Source organism: Egicoccus sp. AB-alg6-2 (genome assembly GCF_041821025.1).
Classification (GTDB): Bacteria; Actinomycetota; Nitriliruptoria; order Nitriliruptorales; family Nitriliruptoraceae; genus Egicoccus.
In genome coordinates, this window is record NZ_JBGUAY010000003.1 from 66,516 (window position 1) to 84,363 (window position 17,848).

At 72.2% G+C, this 17,848-nt stretch carries 20 protein-coding genes; 2 read left to right on the forward strand and 18 right to left on the reverse strand.

Translation table 11 applies throughout. The annotated features are described in order from the left end of the window. Window positions 1-9: 9 nt before the first annotated feature. From pyrH to ACERMF_RS05230, 11 genes are all read right to left on the reverse strand, one after another. Window positions 10-753 carry a UMP kinase gene (gene pyrH, locus ACERMF_RS05180; protein WP_373667968.1) on the reverse strand — a complete coding sequence of 248 codons (744 nt, stop codon included), beginning with the start codon at window positions 751-753 and terminating at the stop codon, window positions 10-12. 411 nt (window positions 754-1,164) lie between these two features. After that, entirely contained in the window at window positions 1,165-1,776 is a 612-nt protein-coding gene (locus tag ACERMF_RS05185; protein WP_373667969.1) for a translation elongation factor Ts, read from the reverse strand. A gap of 116 nt (window positions 1,777-1,892) precedes the next feature. Further along, window positions 1,893-2,822 carry a 30S ribosomal protein S2 gene (gene rpsB / locus ACERMF_RS05190; RefSeq protein ID WP_373667970.1) on the reverse strand — a complete coding sequence of 310 codons (930 nt, stop codon included), beginning with the start codon at window positions 2,820-2,822 and terminating at the stop codon, window positions 1,893-1,895. 241 nt (window positions 2,823-3,063) lie between these two features. Then, on the reverse strand, window positions 3,064-4,617 hold the full coding sequence (locus tag ACERMF_RS05195) for an alpha/beta fold hydrolase (RefSeq protein ID WP_373667971.1): 1,554 nt from the start codon (window positions 4,615-4,617) through the stop codon (window positions 3,064-3,066). Between the two features lie 98 nt (window positions 4,618-4,715). Beyond that, complete coding sequence (gene whiG / locus ACERMF_RS05200; protein ID WP_373667972.1) at window positions 4,716-5,585, reverse strand: RNA polymerase sigma factor WhiG; 870 nt, start codon at window positions 5,583-5,585, stop codon at window positions 4,716-4,718. Further along, window positions 5,530-6,426 (reverse strand): site-specific tyrosine recombinase XerD, encoded by an 897-nt coding sequence (locus ACERMF_RS05205; protein WP_373668372.1) that lies wholly within the window; start codon window positions 6,424-6,426, stop codon window positions 5,530-5,532. The genes whiG and ACERMF_RS05205 overlap by 56 nt, the downstream gene beginning before the upstream one ends. A gap of 165 nt (window positions 6,427-6,591) precedes the next feature. Further along, window positions 6,592-7,770, reverse strand: a complete 1,179-nt coding sequence (locus ACERMF_RS05210) for an S-layer homology domain-containing protein (RefSeq protein WP_373667973.1) — start codon at window positions 7,768-7,770, stop codon at window positions 6,592-6,594. A 141-nt stretch (window positions 7,771-7,911) separates the two neighbouring features. Next, on the reverse strand, window positions 7,912-9,081 hold the full coding sequence (locus tag ACERMF_RS05215) for a DNA-processing protein DprA (RefSeq protein WP_373667974.1): 1,170 nt from the start codon (window positions 9,079-9,081) through the stop codon (window positions 7,912-7,914). Then, window positions 9,078-10,604: a YifB family Mg chelatase-like AAA ATPase gene (locus ACERMF_RS05220; protein ID WP_373667975.1), complete on the reverse strand. Its 1,527-nt coding sequence runs from the start codon at window positions 10,602-10,604 to the stop codon at window positions 9,078-9,080. The genes ACERMF_RS05215 and ACERMF_RS05220 overlap by 4 nt, the downstream gene beginning before the upstream one ends. Then, window positions 10,601-11,023 (reverse strand): YraN family protein, encoded by a 423-nt coding sequence (locus tag ACERMF_RS05225; RefSeq protein ID WP_373667976.1) that lies wholly within the window; start codon window positions 11,021-11,023, stop codon window positions 10,601-10,603. Before ACERMF_RS05225 ends, ACERMF_RS05220 begins: the two co-directional genes overlap by 4 nt. Window positions 11,024-11,229: 206 nt before the next feature. Continuing rightward, the gene (locus tag ACERMF_RS05230; RefSeq protein ID WP_373667977.1) at window positions 11,230-11,538 is read right to left on the reverse strand and encodes a DUF2469 family protein; all 309 of its coding nucleotides are present in this window, start codon (window positions 11,536-11,538) and stop codon (window positions 11,230-11,232) included. 159 nt (window positions 11,539-11,697) lie between these two features. Between ACERMF_RS05230 and ACERMF_RS05235 the strand changes: the two genes are divergently transcribed. Then, window positions 11,698-12,390 carry a ribonuclease HII gene (locus ACERMF_RS05235; protein WP_373667978.1) on the forward strand — a complete coding sequence of 231 codons (693 nt, stop codon included), beginning with the start codon at window positions 11,698-11,700 and terminating at the stop codon, window positions 12,388-12,390. Here ACERMF_RS05235 and lepB read toward each other — a convergent pair. The 6 genes from lepB to rpsP form a co-directional block, all read right to left on the reverse strand. Further along, the gene (lepB, locus tag ACERMF_RS05240) at window positions 12,387-13,199 is read right to left on the reverse strand and encodes a signal peptidase I (RefSeq protein WP_373667980.1); all 813 of its coding nucleotides are present in this window, start codon (window positions 13,197-13,199) and stop codon (window positions 12,387-12,389) included. The two genes, ACERMF_RS05235 and lepB, sit on opposite strands and share 4 nt — an antisense overlap. Before the next feature lie 175 nt (window positions 13,200-13,374). Beyond that, the gene (gene rplS, locus ACERMF_RS05245; protein ID WP_373667981.1) at window positions 13,375-13,725 is read right to left on the reverse strand and encodes a 50S ribosomal protein L19; all 351 of its coding nucleotides are present in this window, start codon (window positions 13,723-13,725) and stop codon (window positions 13,375-13,377) included. A 210-nt stretch (window positions 13,726-13,935) separates the two neighbouring features. Continuing rightward, window positions 13,936-14,709: a tRNA (guanosine(37)-N1)-methyltransferase TrmD gene (gene trmD, locus ACERMF_RS05250; protein WP_373668373.1), complete on the reverse strand. Its 774-nt coding sequence runs from the start codon at window positions 14,707-14,709 to the stop codon at window positions 13,936-13,938. An 11-nt stretch (window positions 14,710-14,720) separates the two neighbouring features. After that, window positions 14,721-15,263, reverse strand: coding sequence for a ribosome maturation factor RimM (gene rimM / locus ACERMF_RS05255; protein WP_373667982.1), 543 nt, complete (start codon window positions 15,261-15,263; stop codon window positions 14,721-14,723). Window positions 15,264-15,265: 2 nt separating this feature from the next. Then, the gene (locus tag ACERMF_RS05260; protein WP_325234847.1) at window positions 15,266-15,502 is read right to left on the reverse strand and encodes a KH domain-containing protein; all 237 of its coding nucleotides are present in this window, start codon (window positions 15,500-15,502) and stop codon (window positions 15,266-15,268) included. Beyond that, the gene (gene rpsP, locus ACERMF_RS05265; protein ID WP_373667983.1) at window positions 15,499-15,912 is read right to left on the reverse strand and encodes a 30S ribosomal protein S16; all 414 of its coding nucleotides are present in this window, start codon (window positions 15,910-15,912) and stop codon (window positions 15,499-15,501) included. The genes ACERMF_RS05260 and rpsP overlap by 4 nt, the downstream gene beginning before the upstream one ends. Before the next feature lie 261 nt (window positions 15,913-16,173). On the opposite strand from rpsP, the gene ACERMF_RS05270 reads away from it, so the two are divergent. After that, on the forward strand, window positions 16,174-16,314 hold the full coding sequence (locus ACERMF_RS05270) for a hypothetical protein (RefSeq protein ID WP_373667985.1): 141 nt from the start codon (window positions 16,174-16,176) through the stop codon (window positions 16,312-16,314). A 6-nt stretch (window positions 16,315-16,320) separates the two neighbouring features. Here ACERMF_RS05270 and ffh read toward each other — a convergent pair whose 3' ends face one another. Beyond that, a complete protein-coding gene (gene ffh, locus ACERMF_RS05275) occupies window positions 16,321-17,784 on the reverse strand; it encodes a signal recognition particle protein (RefSeq protein WP_373667986.1) in 1,464 nt (487 codons plus the stop codon). Window positions 17,785-17,848: the final 64 nt, after the last annotated feature.

Genomic DNA, 17,848 nt, shown 5'->3' on the forward strand with positions numbered 1-17,848 from the left:
GGCGACCGGTCAGTCCGCGAGGTTCTTGTCGGCGGTGACCAACGTGCCGACGGCCTCGCCCCGCACGACGCGGCGGATGTTGCCCTCACGCAGCAGTTCGAACACCACGATGGGCAGGCCGTTGTCCATGCACAGCGAGATGGCCGTGGCGTCCATGACCCCGAGACCCTGGTTGAGCACCGACAGGAAGTCGATCTCCTCGTAGCGGGTGGCGTCGGGGTTGCGCTTCGGGTCGCTGTCGTAGACGCCGTCGACCCCGGTGCCCTTCAGGATCGCCTCGGCATCGATCTCGAGTGCGCGCTGAGCGGCGGTGGTGTCGGTCGTGAAATACGGCGCACCGAGGCCCGCGGCGAAGATCACGACCAGCCCCTTCTCGAGGTGGCGGACCGCGCGGCGACGGATGTAGGGCTCGGCGACCTCCTGCATGGCGATCGCGGTCTGCACGCGGGTGTCGACGCCTTCCTTTTCCAGGGCGTCCTGCAACGCGAGGGCGTTGATCACCGTGGCGAGCATGCCCATGTGGTCGGCCTGCGAGCGGTCCATGCCGGTCGCCGAGGGCGAGTTGCCGCGGAAGATGTTCCCACCGCCGACGACGATGCCGATCTCGGTGCCGTCCGACGCCTGCAGTTCGGCGATCTCGCGCGCGACCTGCCGCACGATCGTCGGGTCGATACCGCCCTTGACCTCGGGGTCGGAGAACGCCTCACCGGACAGCTTCAGGAGCACGCGGCGGAAGGGGGTGCGGCTGGTCACGAAGGGCTCCCGGTGGGGCGGTACTCGGCCGGGGCGAGAGCCTAGCGACCCCCGCCGATGCCCCCTCACCCCCGCGCGCCCCCACCCGCATCCCCCACATTCGTGCACCGGCACGAACGTGGACCCGCCCGCGCCCCGCCGGCTGACCGCCCCGGTTCACCTTTCGGTTCCCGGCACGAACGTGGACCCGCCCGCTCTCCTCCGCTTGGCCGCCCCGGTTCACTTTCGGTTCCCGGCACGAACGTGGACCCGCCCGCGCCCCGCCGGCTGGCCGCTCCGGTTCACTTTCGTGTCCCGAGACGAAAGATGCGTCGGTCGAGGACGGCGACGCCCCCGGCCGGGGCCGGGGGCGTCGTGGTCGTGCCGTGGCGCGCGACGAGGCGGGCACGCGCGCCCAGGTGGTGCGAGCGGTCAGGCGCCGACTTCGTAGCGGGCGAAGCGGGCGACCTCGATCTTCTCGCCCAGGATGCCCTGGACGTCGATGATCTTCTGCGCGACGGTCTTGTCGGGGTCGAGCACGAAGGGCTGGTTGAGCAGGACCCAGTCCTCGTAGACCTTCTTGACCTTGCCCTCGACGATGCGGTCGATGATGTTCTCGGGCTTGCCCTGCTCGATGGCTTCCTTACGGGCGAACTCCTTCTCCTTCTCGAGGAGGGCCGGGTCCACCTGGTCCTCGCGGACCACCATCGGCTTGACCGCCGCGATGTGCATCGCGAGGTCCTTCGCCAGCTTCTGGAACTGCTCGTTCTTGGCCACGAAGTCGGTCTCGCACGACAACTGCAGCATCACGCCGACCTTCGGCGGCATGCCGGGGGTCGGGGTGTGCAGGTAGGCGTGGACGAAGCCCTCGGACGCGGTGCGCTCGGCGGCGCGGGCGTCCATCTTCGCACCGGTGCGCTCGCGCACCAGTTCGGCGGCCTTGTCGAAGTCGCCGTCGGCGTCGTCGAGCGCCTTCTTGCAGGCCATCATCGGCGCGTTGGTCAGTTCACGCAGCTTCTTGACGTCAGCAGCGGTCACGGCCACGGTGATCCTCCTCGTGGAGCGTCGGTCGCGCCGGGCGGGGCGGACCGGAATGGGAACGGGTCTTCGACGCGCCGGTGTCCGCACCCGAAACGGATGCGGTCACCGGCAGGTTCGGCTCAGGCCTCGGACGGCGCGTCGGCGGCGGCAGCCTCCGACGGGGCGGCATCGGCGGGGGCCGCCTCGGCAGGCGCTTCGGCCGGGGCATCGCCGCCGCTGGCCTTGGTCGCCTGCTCCTGTGCCTGCTGACGCTCGAGCTCGATCTCCCACTCGGCCTTGGGCTCGGAGACGTCGAGTCCACCACCGGCGGACGCGGCCGCCTGCATGGCCTGCACGCGCAGTTCCTCGTCGGGCGAGCGTGATGCGCGGAGCAGCAGCCCGTCGGCGCAGGCGTCGGCGATGATGCGGGTCAGCAGCGCCGAGCTGCGGATCGCGTCGTCGTTGCCCGGGATCGGGTACTGGACCATGTCGGGGTCGCAGTTGGTGTCGAGGATGCCGATGACCGGGATCTTGAGGCGGTTGGCCTCCTTGACCGCGATCTCTTCGATGACGGTGTCCACGACCCAGATGGCGTCGGGCAGCTTGCCCATCTCGCGGATGCCGCCGAGGTTGGTCTGCAGCTTCTCGTGCTCACGGTTGAGCTGCAGGACCTCCTTCTTGGGCAGCAGTTCGAAGGTGCCCGAGGACTCCATGGCCTCGAGTTCCTTGAGCCGGGCGACACGGCCCTTGATGGTCTGGAAGTTGGTGAGCATGCCGCCCATCCAGCGTTCCGTGACGTAGGGCATGCCGACGCGGTTGGCCTGCCACTCGATGGTTTCCTGGGCCTGCTTCTTGGTGCCCACGAACATCACGGTCCCACCCTTGGCGACGAGGTCGCGCGTGAAGGTGTAGGCCCGCTCGATGTAGCCAACGGTCTGGCGCAGGTCGATGACGTAGATGCCGCTGCGCTCGCCGTAGATGAAGCGACGCATCTTGGGGTTCCAGCGCCGGGTCTGGTGTCCGAAGTGGACACCGGCCTCGAGCAGCTGGCGCATGGTGACGACGGCCACGAAGAGTCCTCTCTCGGATTCGGTTCGGCCTCCGCTCGCGTCGTCCGGGACCGACGTCGGCGCGTGGGCGCCACGGCGGCGAACGGATCTCGACCCACCCCTGTCGAAGCAGGGGCACCGGGGTCGCCCGTCGGCGAGCGTGTGGATTCTCGGGAACAAACGAAACGGCGGATCCACCGCGAGGTGGACCCGCACGCGCAGAGCGTACCCGCTGCGGACCGGAGGCGTCCACCGGCGCAGCTCAGCGACCCGGCACGGTCGGTGGCGTCGCGCGATTGCCAAGCACGCGTCGCGCCAGGCCGACGGCATCGTGCAGCTGCAGACCGTGGCCCGCGACCTGCAGGAGTGTGCCCGTTGCCCACCCGTTGAGGATCGGCAGGTGCCCCGGGCTCTCCGGAACCTCGTCGCCCGCCAGGAAGCGGTAGGTCACCTCGCGGACGGCCTGCGTGTCGAGCACGCCGGAGTGGTGGCCGGGCAGCACCCGGTGTGGCTGGACGACTTCGGCTTCTCCGTCGCTCGGCGATCGTGCCCGATGCGCCCCGACAACGGGATCGACCGTCCCGCCGACCGTGAGCACACGGGTTCCGGTGGACAAGGGCCCGGCGACACCGGCGTCGACGGTCGCCTGCCAGTCCTGCGCAAGTCCGCCGAGCAGGTCGGAACCGACCCGCAACTCGTCCAGTGGCGTCCCCACCATGCCGGCGACGCGGCGCCCCTGGCGGTCGGCGAGGTGGAGGCCGCCGGCGAGGGCGGTACCGAGGACGGTGTGCTCACGCGCGGCACGGCCGAGGCTGGCGAGGTCCGAGCCGCGGTGTGGGGACGCGATCGTGACGACGCTGCCGATCCCCGGCAGCGTCGGATCGTGGGGATCGTGGTAGTTGGCCAGGTAGTGCAGGATGACGACGCCGCCCTGGGAATGTCCGACCAGGTCGACGGGCCGGTGTGGCTGGCGGCGCTGCTGTGCCCGCAGGTGCTCAGCCAGGCGACGGGCGGCGAGATCGACGCCGCCCCAGGTGTCGGCCGGGCCGTAGGGCTTCGGTCGGCCGCGCTCGTCGAGCCCGGCGTAGGAGAATCGGGTGGCGCTGTCGTCGCCGTAGCCGAGGTGGTCCGGGTCGATCAGTCGCGTGCCGGTCGCCGAGTTGAGGCCACCCACCGAGACGAGATGGTTGGCGTTGGGCGGCACCGCGAAGCCGGGGCGATCGGCGACCGGACTGCCACGCGGTTCCAGACCGCCGAAGCGGCTGCCCGCCCAGGGCTCGTAGGGGGTGACGTCGAAGTCGCGGAACTCCCACCCGCCGGGTCCGACCAGTGACGGCAGCTTGGCCGGCCCGAGCAGGGTCAGGGGATCGACGTAGACGCCGCCGCGACGGGCGCCCCAGTGCAGGCCGTGATCGTCGCCTGCGGGGCCGTGCCCGCCAGCAGCCACCACGCCGAGCCGCTGACCGCCGGTCACCTCCTGGCCCGACCTGACCGCGATGGCGGTCAGCGGTCCGTAGGAGGTCGTCACGCCGTCCGGGTGGGCCACCGTGACCCAGGTGGTGCCAGCGACGTCGCCGGCGTGGGCGACCACGCCGTCGCCGGCACTGACGACCACGTCGCCTGGTGCGGCCGCCAGGTCCACACCGCGGTGCCCGGCACCGAACTCGTGCACCGGTGCCGCGAAGCCACGCACCACCTCGAGGTCGACCGGTGGGCGGTAGTGCACCGGTTCGGCGGCCGCTCCCTCGGCAGGCACGAGGGCGGAGGCGATGAGCAACAGGGCGGCGAGCGCAGCACGCCCGGCACGACGCGGCATGTCGTATGCGCTTTCCCGCCCCCGCCGGTCAGCAACGTCCGCACCCTACGCCCCTCAGCCCCCGCCCACGCCCGCATCGCCGCCGGCGCTGTGGATGCTCAGTTGTGGCCGCTGCGGTCCAACAGCTTCGTGCGCAGCGAGAGCACCGCCTTGGTGTGGATCTGGCACACCCGCGACTCGGTCACGCCGAGCACGTCACCGACCTGCGCGAGCGTCATGCCCTCGAAGTAGTACAGGCCGAGCACGGTCTGCTCGCGGTTGCTCAGCCGGGTGATCGCCTGGCGAAGCAGTTGCTTGGTCTCGACGTCCTCGTAGGAATCCTCCGGCTGGGCCGCCGAGAGGTCCTGCAGGGTGTCGACCAGCGAGATGCGATCGCCCTCCCCGACGTCGAGCGCCTCGTCGAGCGCCGCGACCGAGGTCATCGAGATGCGCAGCAGGGTCTGCTGCAGCTCCTCGACACTGATCTCGAGGTGTGCGGCCAACTCCTCCTCCGAGGGGCTGCGGTGCAGCTCCGACTCCAGCGCCTGCATGGCCGTCTCGATGCGACGCGCCTTCGACCGCACCGACCGCGGCACCCAGTCCACCGAACGCAACTCGTCGATGATGGCGCCGCGGATACGCGTGATCGCGTAGGTCTCGAACTTGAAGCCCTTCGTGACGTCGAACTTCTCGATCGCATCGAGCAACCCGAAGATGCCGTACGAGACGAGGTCGGCATGGTCGACGCTGGCCGGCATACCGACCGCGACACGCCCGGCGACGTACTTCACCAACGGCGAGTAGTGCAGGATCAGCCGTTCGCGGATGCCTGGATCCGGCGCTTCGCGATAGCGCTCCCACAGCGCCTGCACGTCGCCGTCGACCCCACGCCCCGTCCCCATCGTGCGAGCCTTCCCCGGCTGGCCGCCCATCCTACTGACCGTCGCGTGAAGATCGGCCCGTTCGGGCACGGGGGTGGGCCATGGCATGGACCTCACGCAACCGGCCACGGGAGAGGTGGGTGTAGCGCTGGGTCGTGGCCAGTGAGGCATGGCCGAGCAACTCCTGCACCACGCGGATGTCGGCGCCGCTCTCGAGCAGGTGCGTGGCGAACGAATGTCGCAGCGTGTGCGGCGTGACGTGGCCGACACCGGCCGCGGTCGCCGCCCGTTCGACAGCGCTGCGTGCGTCCCGGGTTCCGAGCCGGCCACCGCGACCGTTGAGCAGCAACGCATCCTCGGCGCGCTCGCCCGCCAGGGCGGGGCGGGCCGTGGCGAGATAGGCACGGAGGGCGTCGACCGCCGGTTCGCCGATCGGGGCGATGCGTTCCTTGTCACCCTTGCCGTACAGGCGGACCTGGGCCTGGGGCAGGTCGACCGCGCCGACGTCCAGGCCGCACGCCTCGCCGACGCGGGCACCGCTCGCATAGAGCAGCTCGAGCAGGGCGCGGTCACGCAGCCCGACCGGCGTTCCCGGGTCGGGCGCGTCGAGGAGGCGATCCACCTCGTCCGTGCGGAGCACGCGGGGCAGGTGGCGGCCCTGCTTCGGGGACGCGAGCAACGAGGCGGGGTCCACCGCGATCACGTCACGACGCTTGAGCAGGGCGAACAGGCTTCGCACGACGCTGGCACGACGCGCGATCGTCGAGCGGGCGTAGCCGCGTTCGCTGGACGTCGCGAGGTAGCGCCGCAGCGTCAGCAGCTCGACCTCGCCCGGATGCCGGAGGCCCCACCCCGTGCAGGTTCGCGCGAGGTCGCGCGCGTCGCGTCGGTAGGCATCAACGGTGTGCTCGCCCCGGCCGCGCTCGAGCTCGAGGTGGTCCACGAACATCTCGACCGCGGCGCGCCAGGCGGGTGACAGGTCGTCGGGTTCACCCTCTGCCGGTGGTGGCGCGGGCTCGACGTCGGATCGCGACCTGGTCATCGAGGCGAAGCGTGGTGGTCAGGCCACGCAGTGTCAAGCTCCTGCGACGGACGCCGGCCGTGACGCTCGGCCTCAGGCAGCCGGCACGGAGAACGAGCGCTGCAGGAAGCTGGCCATCTGCGCCCGGGTGACCGGTTCGGCGGGACGGAACGCGCCGTTCGAGCCGAGGACGATCCCGGCATGGTGCAGCGCCGAGATCGCCGGCGCGTGCACGGAGGCCGGGTCGACGTCGCTGAAGGGCGTGGCCGACGCGGAGGTGAGGGCGTCCCCGCGGGCGGCCGTGAGCAGGCTCGCCATCTGTTCGCGGGTCACGGCCCGGTTGGGACCGTAGCTGCCGTCGGCCGCGCCCCTGGCGATGCCGGCGGCGTGCACACGTGCGATCGCATCGGCGTGCGTGTGGGTCGACGGCACGTCGACGAAGGGGGTCGGGTTCGCGGCGGGGGGCAGGGCGAGTGCGGAGGCGAGGAAGCGTGCCAGCTGCCCGCGGGTCACCTGGTCCGCCGGGCAGTACCGGCGGGCGCCGCAGCCGCTGGTGATGCCGGAGTCCGCGAGCCAGACGATGGCGTCGTGGTGGGCGAGGGTGGCGGGGACGTCGAGGAACCGCCGGCCGTCCAGCGGCAGGTCACCCCGCTCGCGTGCGGCCACGAGGCTGGGGTAGGGATTCATGCGGTGCGTGCCGTAGGGATCGGTGACGCGAGGGTCCTCGATCTCGAAGTGCAGGTGCGGCCAGGACGGCGACGCGTTGCCGGAGTAGCCGAGGAAGCCGATCCGTTGACCGCGCTGCACCCGCGTGCCGCGGACGATGCCGTGCGCGTACGCCTCGGTGGGCGGGCCGTCCTGCCGGCCGAGGTGCATGTAGCTGTAGCGACGGCCGTCGTCGCCACTGACGGTGATGGCGTAGCCCGCGGTGGCGTGGGGTGCCGCACCGTCGAGGCCGGTGATCCAGGTGACGGTGCCCCCGTAGGCGGCATGGATGGGCAGCCCGTACGCGTTGGCGCCGCCGAGGTCGGCCGCCTTGTGCCACCGGGTGCCCCCGCCGCGCGGGTCGTGGTAGGAGTCGCCGAGGCTGACCGGCCCGTCCACGGGGAACGTCAGGTCGATGACCGCGTCGTAGGGCGGGCCGGGTACGGGCTCGGCCGGTACCGGCGTCGGGGACACCGGATCGGAGGTGTCAGCGTGGGCGGCGGTCGCGAACGAGGAGACCGCCACGAGGGCGAGCGCAACGGCGAGCGGGCGGGTACGTCGCGACATGCATCATCCTCGGTCGGCCCGGCACGGCGGGCGGAGGTCCCTCGATGTCATCGGCCGGTGGCCCGAAAACTGCAGCATCGATGCGCGGCATGCTCATTCTGGCCGGCGACGCCGCGAAGACCGGGCATTTCGCGCCTGCGGTCAGACGTCCCCGGCGGGCGGGCGCCGCAGACGCACGCCGTCGGCGGACTCCGCGACCAGGCCGGCGACCCGCGCCCGGGTCAGGGCGGCGAGGAGGCGCCCGGGGGCGAGTCCACAACGGTCGGCGAGGACGTCGACCCGCACCGGTCGCGGCCAGCTGCGGGCGAGCACGTCGTGGACGGCCGCCGGGAGCATGCTGACCGGATCGACGGGTGCCGCGGCGTCGCGGTCCTCGACGTGTGGACGCTCCGCACCGAGGCACTGCAGCAGGTCGGCCGGGGACGTACAGGGAGCGGCACCTTCGCCGAGGAGGCGGTGCGGCGCCGCCGAACCGCCGGCCCGCACGTCTCCCGGTACCGCGAGCACGCCGCGCCCCAGGTCGGCGGCCGCACTGGCCGTCAGCAACGCACCGGAGTGCTCACCCCCCTCCACGACGACCACGACGTCGGCGAGGCCGGCGACGATGCGGTTGCGCGCGCGGACCGTGCCGGGATGCACCGCCTGGTGCGGCAGCAGTTCGGCGACGATCGTGCCGCCATGGTCGACCACGCGGTCGAAGAGGCCGCCGGGCCTGGCGTGTGGGCGGGGGTAGTCCACGGCATGCCCGCAGCCGAGCACGACCGTCGTGCCGCCGGGTTCCTCGAGGGACGCCTCGTGGGCCGCGGCGTCGACGCCGGTCGCCCCGCCCGAGACGACGCGGGCCCCGGCCCGCGCCGCGGCTTCGGCGAGCCAGGCGGCGACCCCGCTGCCGTAGCCGCTGGCACGCCGGGCGCCGACGATCGCCACCGCAGGCCCGTCACCGGGCGGCGTGCCACGCCAGGCCAGCAGTGTCGGTGCATCGGTGTGCGGCCAGCCGTCGGCGAGCCGCCGCGGGTAGGCGGGGTCGCCGACGAGGGCGACCCGGACCCCGAGTCGCCGCCACACGGCCGCGACGTCGGCGGCAGGCGCGAGCAGGTCCGTCGCGGGGCCGCCGGCGGCCGCCGCCACGGCCCGGGACGGCGAGGTGTCCGGGTCCGTCGGTTCGCGGTCCCGGGCCTGGCGGCGCAGTGCGTCGAAGCTGTGGCGCGGACGCAGCGCCCAGCACACGACGGCCAGGACGTCCGCCGGGTCGGTGCCTTCGGCAGCCACCGTCGCGAAGGCGCCGACCGCATCGTTGCGGGCGCCCGTCACACGCTCACCGCCTCGACCAGGCGGTAGGCAACCGCTTCCTCGACGTGTTCGACCGTCACGGTCGCGGCCCCGTCGAGGTCGGCGATGGTGCGTGCGACCCGCAGCGCGCGCTCGAAGGTGCGTGCCGACAGCCCCAGCTCCTCGACCGTGCGGGCCAGCGTCCGCAGGGCGGCGGCGTCACTGGTCGCCCGCAGCGCCTCGCCGGGAGCATCACGATTGAGCCGGATCCCGCCCCAGCGCCGCATGGCCACCTGCCGGGCGGCCAGCACCCGGGCCGCGACGGTGGCGGTGTCCTCGCCGTCGGCGGGCCCCGACAGTTGCTCGCGTTCGACCGGGCGCAACTCGACCTGCAGGTCGAGACGGTCGAGCAGCGGCCCCGACAGCCGCGACCGGTACCGCTCGATCCGGTCCGGCCGGCAGGTGCAGGCTCGGGCCGAGCTGCCGAGGTAGCCGCAGGGACACGGGTTGGTGGCGGCCACCAGCAGCACGGAGGCCGGATAACGCACGGCCGCCCGGGCGCGGGTGATCACCACCTCCCCGCGCTCGAGCGGCTGCCGCAGTGCGTCCAGGACCCAGCGCGGCGTCTCGAGCAGTTCGTCGAGCAGGAGCAGGCCACGGTGCGCGAGTGACAGCTCGCCAGGGCGGGGGATGCCGCTGCCGCCACCGATCAGCCCGGCTGCCGACACGGAGTGGTGCGGTTCGCGAAGCGGCGGCTGCAGGCTGAGGGGATCGTCGGCCGCCCGCTCCCCCGCCAGCGACGCGATCGATGCCACCTCGAGGGCGTGCGGCAGCGTCAGTGGTGGCAGCAGGCCGTGCAGGCGGCGGGCGAGCATGGTCTTGCCGCAGCCGGGCGGACCGGCCAGGAGCAGGTGGTGCCCTCCCGCGGCCGCGAGCTCGACGGCCCGCCGCGCAACGGCCTGGCCGCGGACGTCGCGCAGGTCCGGCCCCGCCGGGCCGAGGTCGCACGGTGCCGCCACGGCCGCTCGCATCGACTGCTCGCCCCTCAGGACGGCGGCGAGTTCGGCCAGGTCGCGCACCGCGACCACGCGCAGCCCCTCGACCAGGGCCGCCTCGGGTGCGGCGGGGTCGCCCACCACCAAGCGTTCGGCGCCGGCGGCGCGGGCGCCGGCCGCGGCCGCCAGCACGCCCGGAACGGCACGGACGTTGCCGTCGAGCCCGAGTTCGCCGAACGCCCACATCCCCTCGAGCGCCGACTCGGGCGCCTGGCGTGTGGCGACGAGTACCGCCGCCGCGATGGCCAGGTCGAACCCGCTCCCGCCCTTGGGAAGATCGGCCGGGGCCAGGTTGACGACGATGCGCTCCTTGGGCCAGTCGAGCCGGCAGCGGGCGAACGCGGTCCGCACCCGGTCCCCCGCTTCGCGAACGGCCGCGTCGGGCAGTCCGACCAGGCGCAGGCCCGGGATCCCGGGCGCGAGGGCACACTCGACCCGGACCGTTCGTGCCCGTAATCCGACCAGCGCGAGCGCGTGGGCGACGGCCAGGACGCCGTGCGGACCACTCACAGCGCGTCCCGGACGTGGTGGAGCACGGGGCGACGCCCGAGGTCGATGGCGATCAGGTCCAGCCGGGCGTGCGGCAGCCCGAGCGCGCTCTGCCTGAGGAAGGCACCGGCCAGGGCCCGCAGCTTCGCGCGCTTGCGTGGTGAGACGGCCTCGAGCGCGCCGCCGAACCGCTGCGCGTCGCGACGGGTCTTCACCTCGCAGATCACGACGGTGCCCGAGTGCCGGTCCACCGCGACGACGTCGAGCTCACCGCGCAGTTCGCCGGTGGTCAGACGCCAGTTGCGCGCCACCACCTCGAGTCCGTCGTCGACCTGCAGGTGGTGGGCAGCGAGGTCCTCACCGAGCCGGCCGATGGTTCGCGTTCCGCCGTCGAACTCGGTGCGTGGCAGGGGGCGCGTGCAGTGTCCGTTGGTGTCCATGGCCAGACGCTACGAGCGTGGCCGCCACCAGCCGCCGAGGAGTTCGCGAGGACCTGGGGAAAACCCGGACGGATCAGAACACCCCGAAGGCCCACAGCAGGGCGCCGCCGACGACGACCCCGGCCACCACGAGCAGCCAGATGTCGTTGTTCTTGCCGTCGCGGTACCGACGCGTCGCGTTGAAACCCATGTCCGCCCGATGCGTGTCAGTCGAAGGCCGGGACGTCGGCCTCGTCGTGGACCAGTTCCTCGACGTTGACGTCACGGAAGGTCAGCACCCGGACCTCCTTGATGAACCGGGCGGGGCGGTACATGTCCCACACCCAGGCGTCCCTGAGGCGCAGCTCGAACCACAGGTCGCGGCCCTCGTGCGGCACGACGTCGACCTCGTTGCAGAGGTAGAACCGGCGCTCGGTCTCGACCACGTAGGTGAACATGCGGACGACGTCGCGGTACTCGCGGTACAGCGACAGCTCGAGGTCGGTCTCGTAGGCGTCGAGGTCGTCGGGGTTCATGGGACTCCCAGGAACAGGGGTGCCGGTGGCCGCGGCGTCGGTTGGCGTCGCCCGGCGGCAGCGTACCGGCCGCTCCCGGTGCGGCCCGGGGCGCCCACGGTGCGCCCGGGGACACGCGTCCGCGCCGGGCGGTGGGAGGCACTTGGGTACGGTCCCGGCGTGTCCACGACCACCACCACTCCGCCCACCGACGCCTCGCCGTCGCGAGCCCGGCGCAAACGCCGGGTCGCGGTACCGGGCGTGCGGTTCGAACGCCCACACTGGGACGCGGGCGTCGTCGTGGCCGGGGTCGACGAGGTCGGCTGCGGGGCATGGGCCGGTCCGGTCACCTATGCGGCCGTCGTCCTGCCGAGGGACCGGCGCATCTACAAGCTCCGTGACTCCAAGGTGCTGTCCCCCGCGGAACGTGAGCGGCTCGCGGATCGGCTGCGTGGCTTCGCCCTCGGCATCGGCGTCGGACACGCGGGCAACGACGAGATCGACCGCCTCGGACTGAGCGAGGCCCGGCGCCGGGCGGCCCGCCGCGCGGTCGACGCGCTCCCGCTCCGTCCCGACGTGCTGCTGCTCGACGGCAACTGGGACTTCCTGGCCGGCTACGGCACCCGCAACGAGCGCCTGGTCCGCGGCGACGGTCGGTCGGTGTCGATCGCGGCGGCGTCGATCGTGGCGAAGGTCACCCGCGACGCGCTGATGGCGGACCTCGATCCCGGGCATCCGGCGTACGGGTTCACGTCCAACAAGGGCTACCCCTCGCCCGACCATGTCGCCGCGCTGCGACGACACGGGCCGTGCGACCTCCACCGCCACAGTTGGGCGCCGATCGCCGGCCGCAACCAGCTCCGCCTGTTCTAACCCGCGGGCTCGGCGGCCTCCGGAGCGGTGGCGGCGACGTCGTGGTGGACGCCCGTCAGGCGCCCGGCATGGTCCGCGGGCCAGATGATCACCACGGCACGGCCCACCACGTGGTCGGCCGGCACCATGCCCAGCGACCGGCGGGAGTCCGACGAGTTCGGGCGGTTGTCCCCGAGGAAGAACAGATGGTCCTCGGGAACCGAGACCGGGCCGTAGTCCGACAGGTCGGGATAGACCACGTAGGGCTCGTCGAGCGCCTGCCCGTTGACGTAGACCTGCCCCTCCTCGATCACGATCTCGTCGCCGGGAACGCCGATGACACGCTTCACGAAGTCACGGGCGTTGGCGGGCACGACTCCGAGGAACTGTCCGACGCCGCGCACGACCCGGGCGCCGGTGCTGCGGTCGAGCGCCGGATCCTCGAAGTTCACGCCCTCGAAGACCACGATTTCGCCGCGTCGGGGCTCACGGGCGAGATAGGTGAGCTTCTCGACGACCATGCGGTCGTCGATCTGCAGGGTCGGCGCCATGGAGGTGGAGGGGATGTAGAACACCTGCAGCACGAACGTGCGCAGGAGGAAGGCGAGCACGAAGGCGATCAACAGCAGCACCGGCAGCTCGCGGAAGAACGACCCACTGCCGCCGCCGGTGCCGTGCCTGGTGTCGTCGCTGGCCGCCGCAGACGTGTGCGCGGCGTCCGACGAGCCACCGGGGGCGGGCACGGGCACGTCGGGCCCCCGACCGCCGAAGAGGTTCTCCGAGGTGTCGTCCGGGGCGCCGTCGGCGGGAAAGGAGTCGCGGTCAGCCATGAAGCGGCAAGCCTACCGCCGGCAGCGGCACGACCCGGCGGGCCGACCCCTCCGCTGCGCGCACCGCAGACGACGACCTACGAGACGAGGACACACGACGAGGGTGCCGCGCGAAGCGGCACCCTCGTCGAAGTGGTGGTACGAGCCGGGCTCGTGGCGCAGGGACGCGGAGGGCTCAGATGGCCTCGCGCTTCTCCTTGATGCGGGCCTTCTTGCCGACCCGGTCGCGCAGGTAGTACAGCTTGGCGCGCCGGACCTTGCCCCGTCGGGTCACCTCGATCTTCTCGATGACCGGGCTGTGGACCGGGAAGGTGCGCTCGACGCCGACGCCGAACGAGATCTTGCGGACCGAGAAGGTCTCGCGCAGGCCGCCGTTCTTGCGGGCGATCACGACGCCCTCGAAGACCTGGATCCGGGAGCGGGTGCCCTCGACGACGCGGACGTGGACCTTCACGGTGTCCCCGGGCGCGAAGTCGGGCACATCGTCGCGCAGACGCGACTTCTCGACGACGTCGACCTTGTTCATGGCTTGTTTCCCGTCGGTGTGGTGGGTGGCGCGGCACGCTGGCGTTGGCACCGATCCGAGACCCGGTGGCAGCCACCGGTCGGTGGTGGAGAGGTCGCTCCCGGCGGTGACGCGACGGAGGTCGACGATGCGTCGGGGCGTCCGCGAGCGCGGTCGGACGAGCCAGCATGCGCTGCGAAGCGCGAGGATACGGTCCCTGTCCGCGATCGGTCAACCCGCCGCGTGCCCGCCGGTCGGGGGTCCCTCGTCGGCGAGCAGGTCAGGACGCCGGGCACGGGTCAGCGCCCGGGCCTGCTCGGTGCGCCAGCGCTCCACGGCGCCGTGGTCACCCGAGGTCAACACGTCGGGCACTCCCCGCCCCCGCAACTGCGCCGGTCGGGTGTAGTGCGGGTACTCGAGCAGCCCCGAGGTGAACGACTCGTCCCGGGGCGACGCCTCGTTGCCGACCACGCCGGGCACCAGCCGGGTGACCGCCTCGATGACGACGGCTGCCGCGACCTCGCCGCCGAAGAGCACGTAGTCGCCGATGGAGACCTCGTCGGTGGCGACGAGGTCGTGCACGCGTTCGTCGATGCCCTCGTAGCGTCCGCAGCACAGCACCAGACGCGACTCGTCGGCCAGTTCCCGTGCGTACGCCTGTGTCAGGGGGCGACCCCGCGGTGTCAGCAGCAGCGTGCGGGGGCGCGCTCCGCCGGCGACGTACACGGCGTCGGGTGGCGGTTCGGTCGCGCCTGCGGTCGTCGCCAGCGGCAGATCGTTCCAGACCGCCTCGGCCGCGTTGACCCACACGTCGGCGCGCATGACCATGCCGGCGCCACCGCCGTAGGGCGTCGCGTCCACGGTGCGGTGGCGGTCGCGCGTCGCCTCGCGAAGGTCATGCACCCGCAGGTCGAGGGTGCCTCTTGCCGCGGCCTTGGCCAGCAGCGACGTGGTCAACGGCCCCGCGAACCACTCGGGGAAGATGGACAGGATGTCGATGCGCAGGACCGGGTCGTTCACGCGTCGTCCGGCCGGGCGACGTCGGCCTCGCCGTGGACCAGGCCTTCGGGCGGATCGACCAGCCGGAGACATTCGGTGCCGTCGGGCCCGTCGTCGACCTCCACGTAGTCGTCGACCGCGGGCAACAGCCAGGTCGTGCCGTCGCCGCGGACCACCTCGAGCAGGTCGTAGCCGGCCGCCTCGGGCAGTTCGATCAGCGCCTGGACGGTGCCGAGATCCGCGCCGTCGTCGCTCACCACCGCCATGCCGACGAGTTCGTGGGCGTAGTAGGTCTCCTCGTCGGAGACGTCGGCGGCCGGCGCCTGCAGCTGCGAGCCGCGCAGCAGCTCGGCGGCGGTGCGGTCGGCGACCCCCTCGAAACGCACGAGCAGCCGCCCCTGGTGGGGGCGGCTGCTGGCGATCGTGCGCGGTTCACCGGCGAGCACGACGGTCTGCCCACCGTCGAAGCGACCCGGCACGTCGGAGAGCACGTCGACGACGACCTCACCGCGGATGCCGTGGGCCTTGATCACGCGCCCGACGACCACGAGGTCGGCCATACCTAGTCGACGATCTCGACGGTGACGTTCTCGTCGTCGAGGGAGCCGGCGGCCTTCACGAGGCTGCGCAGGGCCTTGGCGGTGCGACCACGCTTGCCGATGACCTTGCCGAGGTCGTCCTCGTGGACGTGCAGCTCGAGCACGACCTCACGGTCGTCCTCGTCCACCTCGATCCGCACGTCGTCGGGATAGTCCACCAGCTGCTTGGCGACGAACTCGAGGACCCGTTCGGCCCTCACTCGCCGCCCTCCGTGGCCTCCTCGGGCGCGTCGGCAGCAGAGGAGGCAGCAGCCTCGGCCGCGGCTTCGGCGGCCTCGGCGGCCTTGGCCCGGGCCTTCTTCGACAGCTTGGGCTCGCTGGCCGCGGCCGTCCGGTCGCGCTTGCGCTCGTCGCCCGGCTTGAACTCCTCCCAGGCGCCCGAGATCCGCAGCAGCTGTTCGACGGCCTCGGTCGGCTGGGCACCGTTGCGCAGCCAGTGCAGGGCGCGCTCGTTGTCGATGTCGATGCCCGAGGGGTCCTCGAGGGGGCGGTACTGCCCGATGATCTCGATGAAGCGGCCGTCGCGCGGCGAGCGCGAGTCGGCCGCGACGACGCGGTAGAACGGACGCTTGGTGGTGCCTTCGCGGCGCAGGCGGAGCTTGACGGCCATGGAACGGTTCCTGTCGGTGTGGCCGGGCGCGCGTCGGCGCTCCGGCGGTCGGGGGACGATCCGGACCCTCGCGGACCGACGCGTCGTGTGCGTGCGGGCGGCGGGGCGGAGATCGCCTTCGAGATCGGGCGCGACAGGAACCAAGGGTTCGAGTCGCGCGCACGGTGCAGAGGCTACCGCAGCACCGGCCCGGGTGGCGACCCCACCGCTACGGTGCGCTGTCGACGGACGGGCCCGTCGACCCGACATGGGAGGCCACGCATGGCGCTCGGGATCGTGGCCGTCCTGGTCGTGCTGCTCGGCCTGCTCATGGCCGGCATGCTCGTGGGCGGCCTGTGGCTCAACCGCCGACACCGGCGGGAGGACGAAGGTCGCGCGCGCGACCGCATCAACGGCCCCTGACGCCGGTCAGCGGCGCTTGCCCTTCTTGGGGGACGGTTGCAGTCCCGCGAAGCCACCCATGCCGCCGCCACCACCGAGCCCGGGCATCCCGCCGGGCAGCCCACCTCCCGATTGCAGCTGCTTGAGCGCCGCGGCCTGGGCCTTCGCGCCCTTGACCCCCTTGGGCTTCATCCCCTGCATGCCGGCCATCTTCGACGCCGACTTCATGAGCTTCTGCACCTCGGCGAACTGTTTGACGAGCCGGTTGACCTCCTGGACCGAGGTGCCGGAGCCGGCCGCGATCCGCTTGCGCCGGCGACCGTTGAGGAGCTTCGGCTCGCGCCGCTCCTTGGGGGTCATGGACTGGATGATCGCCTCGATGCGGGCCACCTGGCGGTCGTCGACGTCGACGTCCTTCAGCTGCTTGCCCATCCCCGGCATCATCCCGAGCAGCCCCTGCAGCGGCCCCATGCGCTTGAGCATCTGCATCTGCTGCAGGAAGTCCTCGAGGGTGAACTCGCCCGACAGCAGCGCCTGTTCGGCCTGTGCCGCCTCGTGCTCCGAGTAGGTGGCCTCCGCCTTCTCGATGAGCGTCATCACGTCGCCCATGCCGAGGATGCGCGACGCCATGCGGTCGGGGTGGAAGGCCTCGAAGTCCTCCATCTTCTCGCCGATGGAGGCGAACTTGATCGGCTTGCCCGTGACCTCGCGCACCGACAGGGCGGCACCGCCGCGGGCGTCGCCGTCGAGCTTGGACAGGATGACGCCGTCGAACCCGACACTGTCGAGGAACGCCTTGGCGACGTTGACCGCCTCCTGACCGATCATCGCGTCGATGACGAACAGCGTCTCGTCGGGCTGGACCGCCTCGCGGATCGCGGCGGCCTGGCCCATCAACTCCTCGTCGACGTGCAGACGACCGGCGGTGTCGACGATGACGACGTCACAGCCGGTCTCGCGCGCCTTGGCGATGGAGTCCCGCGCGACCGGCACGGGGTCGCCGGAGGTGACGGGGGCGTAGACGTGGACGCCGACGCGGTCGGCGTTGATCTTGAGCTGTTGCACCGCGGCGGGACGCTGCAGGTCGCAGGCCACCAGCATGGGGTGGCGGCCCTTCGACTTCAGCAGTGCCGCCAGCTTGCCGGCGGCGGTGGTCTTTCCCGATCCCTGCAGGCCGGCGAGCAGGATGACGGCCGGCTTGCCCTTGAGCTCGAGACCGGCAGACGCGCCGCCCAGGGCGCGCTCGAGCTCGTCGCTGACCGCCTTGATGACCTGCTGCGCCGGGTTGAGCGCCTTCGACACCTCTTCGCCGACCAGCCGCTCCCGCAGCCGTTCGACGATGCCTTTGACGACCTTGAAGTTGACGTCCGCCTCGAGCAGCGCGAGCCGGATCTCCTTCAGGGTCGCGTCGACCGTGGCCTCGTCGAGCCGGCCGCGGCCGCGCACGCGGTCGAGGGCGGCTTCGAGCTTGGTGGACAGCGCGTCGAACACGGGCGGCCTCGTCTGGCAGGATTGGTGGCGGGTCTTCGGGCGCCGAGGGTAGCGGTCGCGCTCC

Coding starts and splice junctions, on each gene's coding strand:
- ACERMF_RS05195 (WP_373667971.1), bottom strand. CDS start 4,617: ATGCCGCGTCGTGCCGGGCGTGCTGCGCTCGCCGCCCTGTTGCTCATC.
- whiG (WP_373667972.1), bottom strand. CDS start 5,585: ATGCCATGGCCCACCCCCGTGCCCGAACGGGCCGATCTTCACGCGACG.
- ACERMF_RS05205 (WP_373668372.1), bottom strand. CDS start 6,426: ATGTTCGTGGACCACCTCGAGCTCGAGCGCGGCCGGGGCGAGCACACC.
- ACERMF_RS05210 (WP_373667973.1), bottom strand. CDS start 7,770: ATGTCGCGACGTACCCGCCCGCTCGCCGTTGCGCTCGCCCTCGTGGCG.
- ACERMF_RS05225 (WP_373667976.1), bottom strand. CDS start 11,023: ATGGACACCAACGGACACTGCACGCGCCCCCTGCCACGCACCGAGTTC.
- ACERMF_RS05230 (WP_373667977.1), bottom strand. CDS start 11,538: ATGAACCCCGACGACCTCGACGCCTACGAGACCGACCTCGAGCTGTCG.
- lepB (WP_373667980.1), bottom strand. CDS start 13,199: ATGGCTGACCGCGACTCCTTTCCCGCCGACGGCGCCCCGGACGACACC.
- rplS (WP_373667981.1), bottom strand. CDS start 13,725: ATGAACAAGGTCGACGTCGTCGAGAAGTCGCGTCTGCGCGACGATGTG.
- rimM (WP_373667982.1), bottom strand. CDS start 15,263: ATGGCCGACCTCGTGGTCGTCGGGCGCGTGATCAAGGCCCACGGCATC.
- rpsP (WP_373667983.1), bottom strand. CDS start 15,912: ATGGCCGTCAAGCTCCGCCTGCGCCGCGAAGGCACCACCAAGCGTCCG.
- ACERMF_RS05270 (WP_373667985.1), top strand. CDS start 16,174: ATGGCGCTCGGGATCGTGGCCGTCCTGGTCGTGCTGCTCGGCCTGCTC.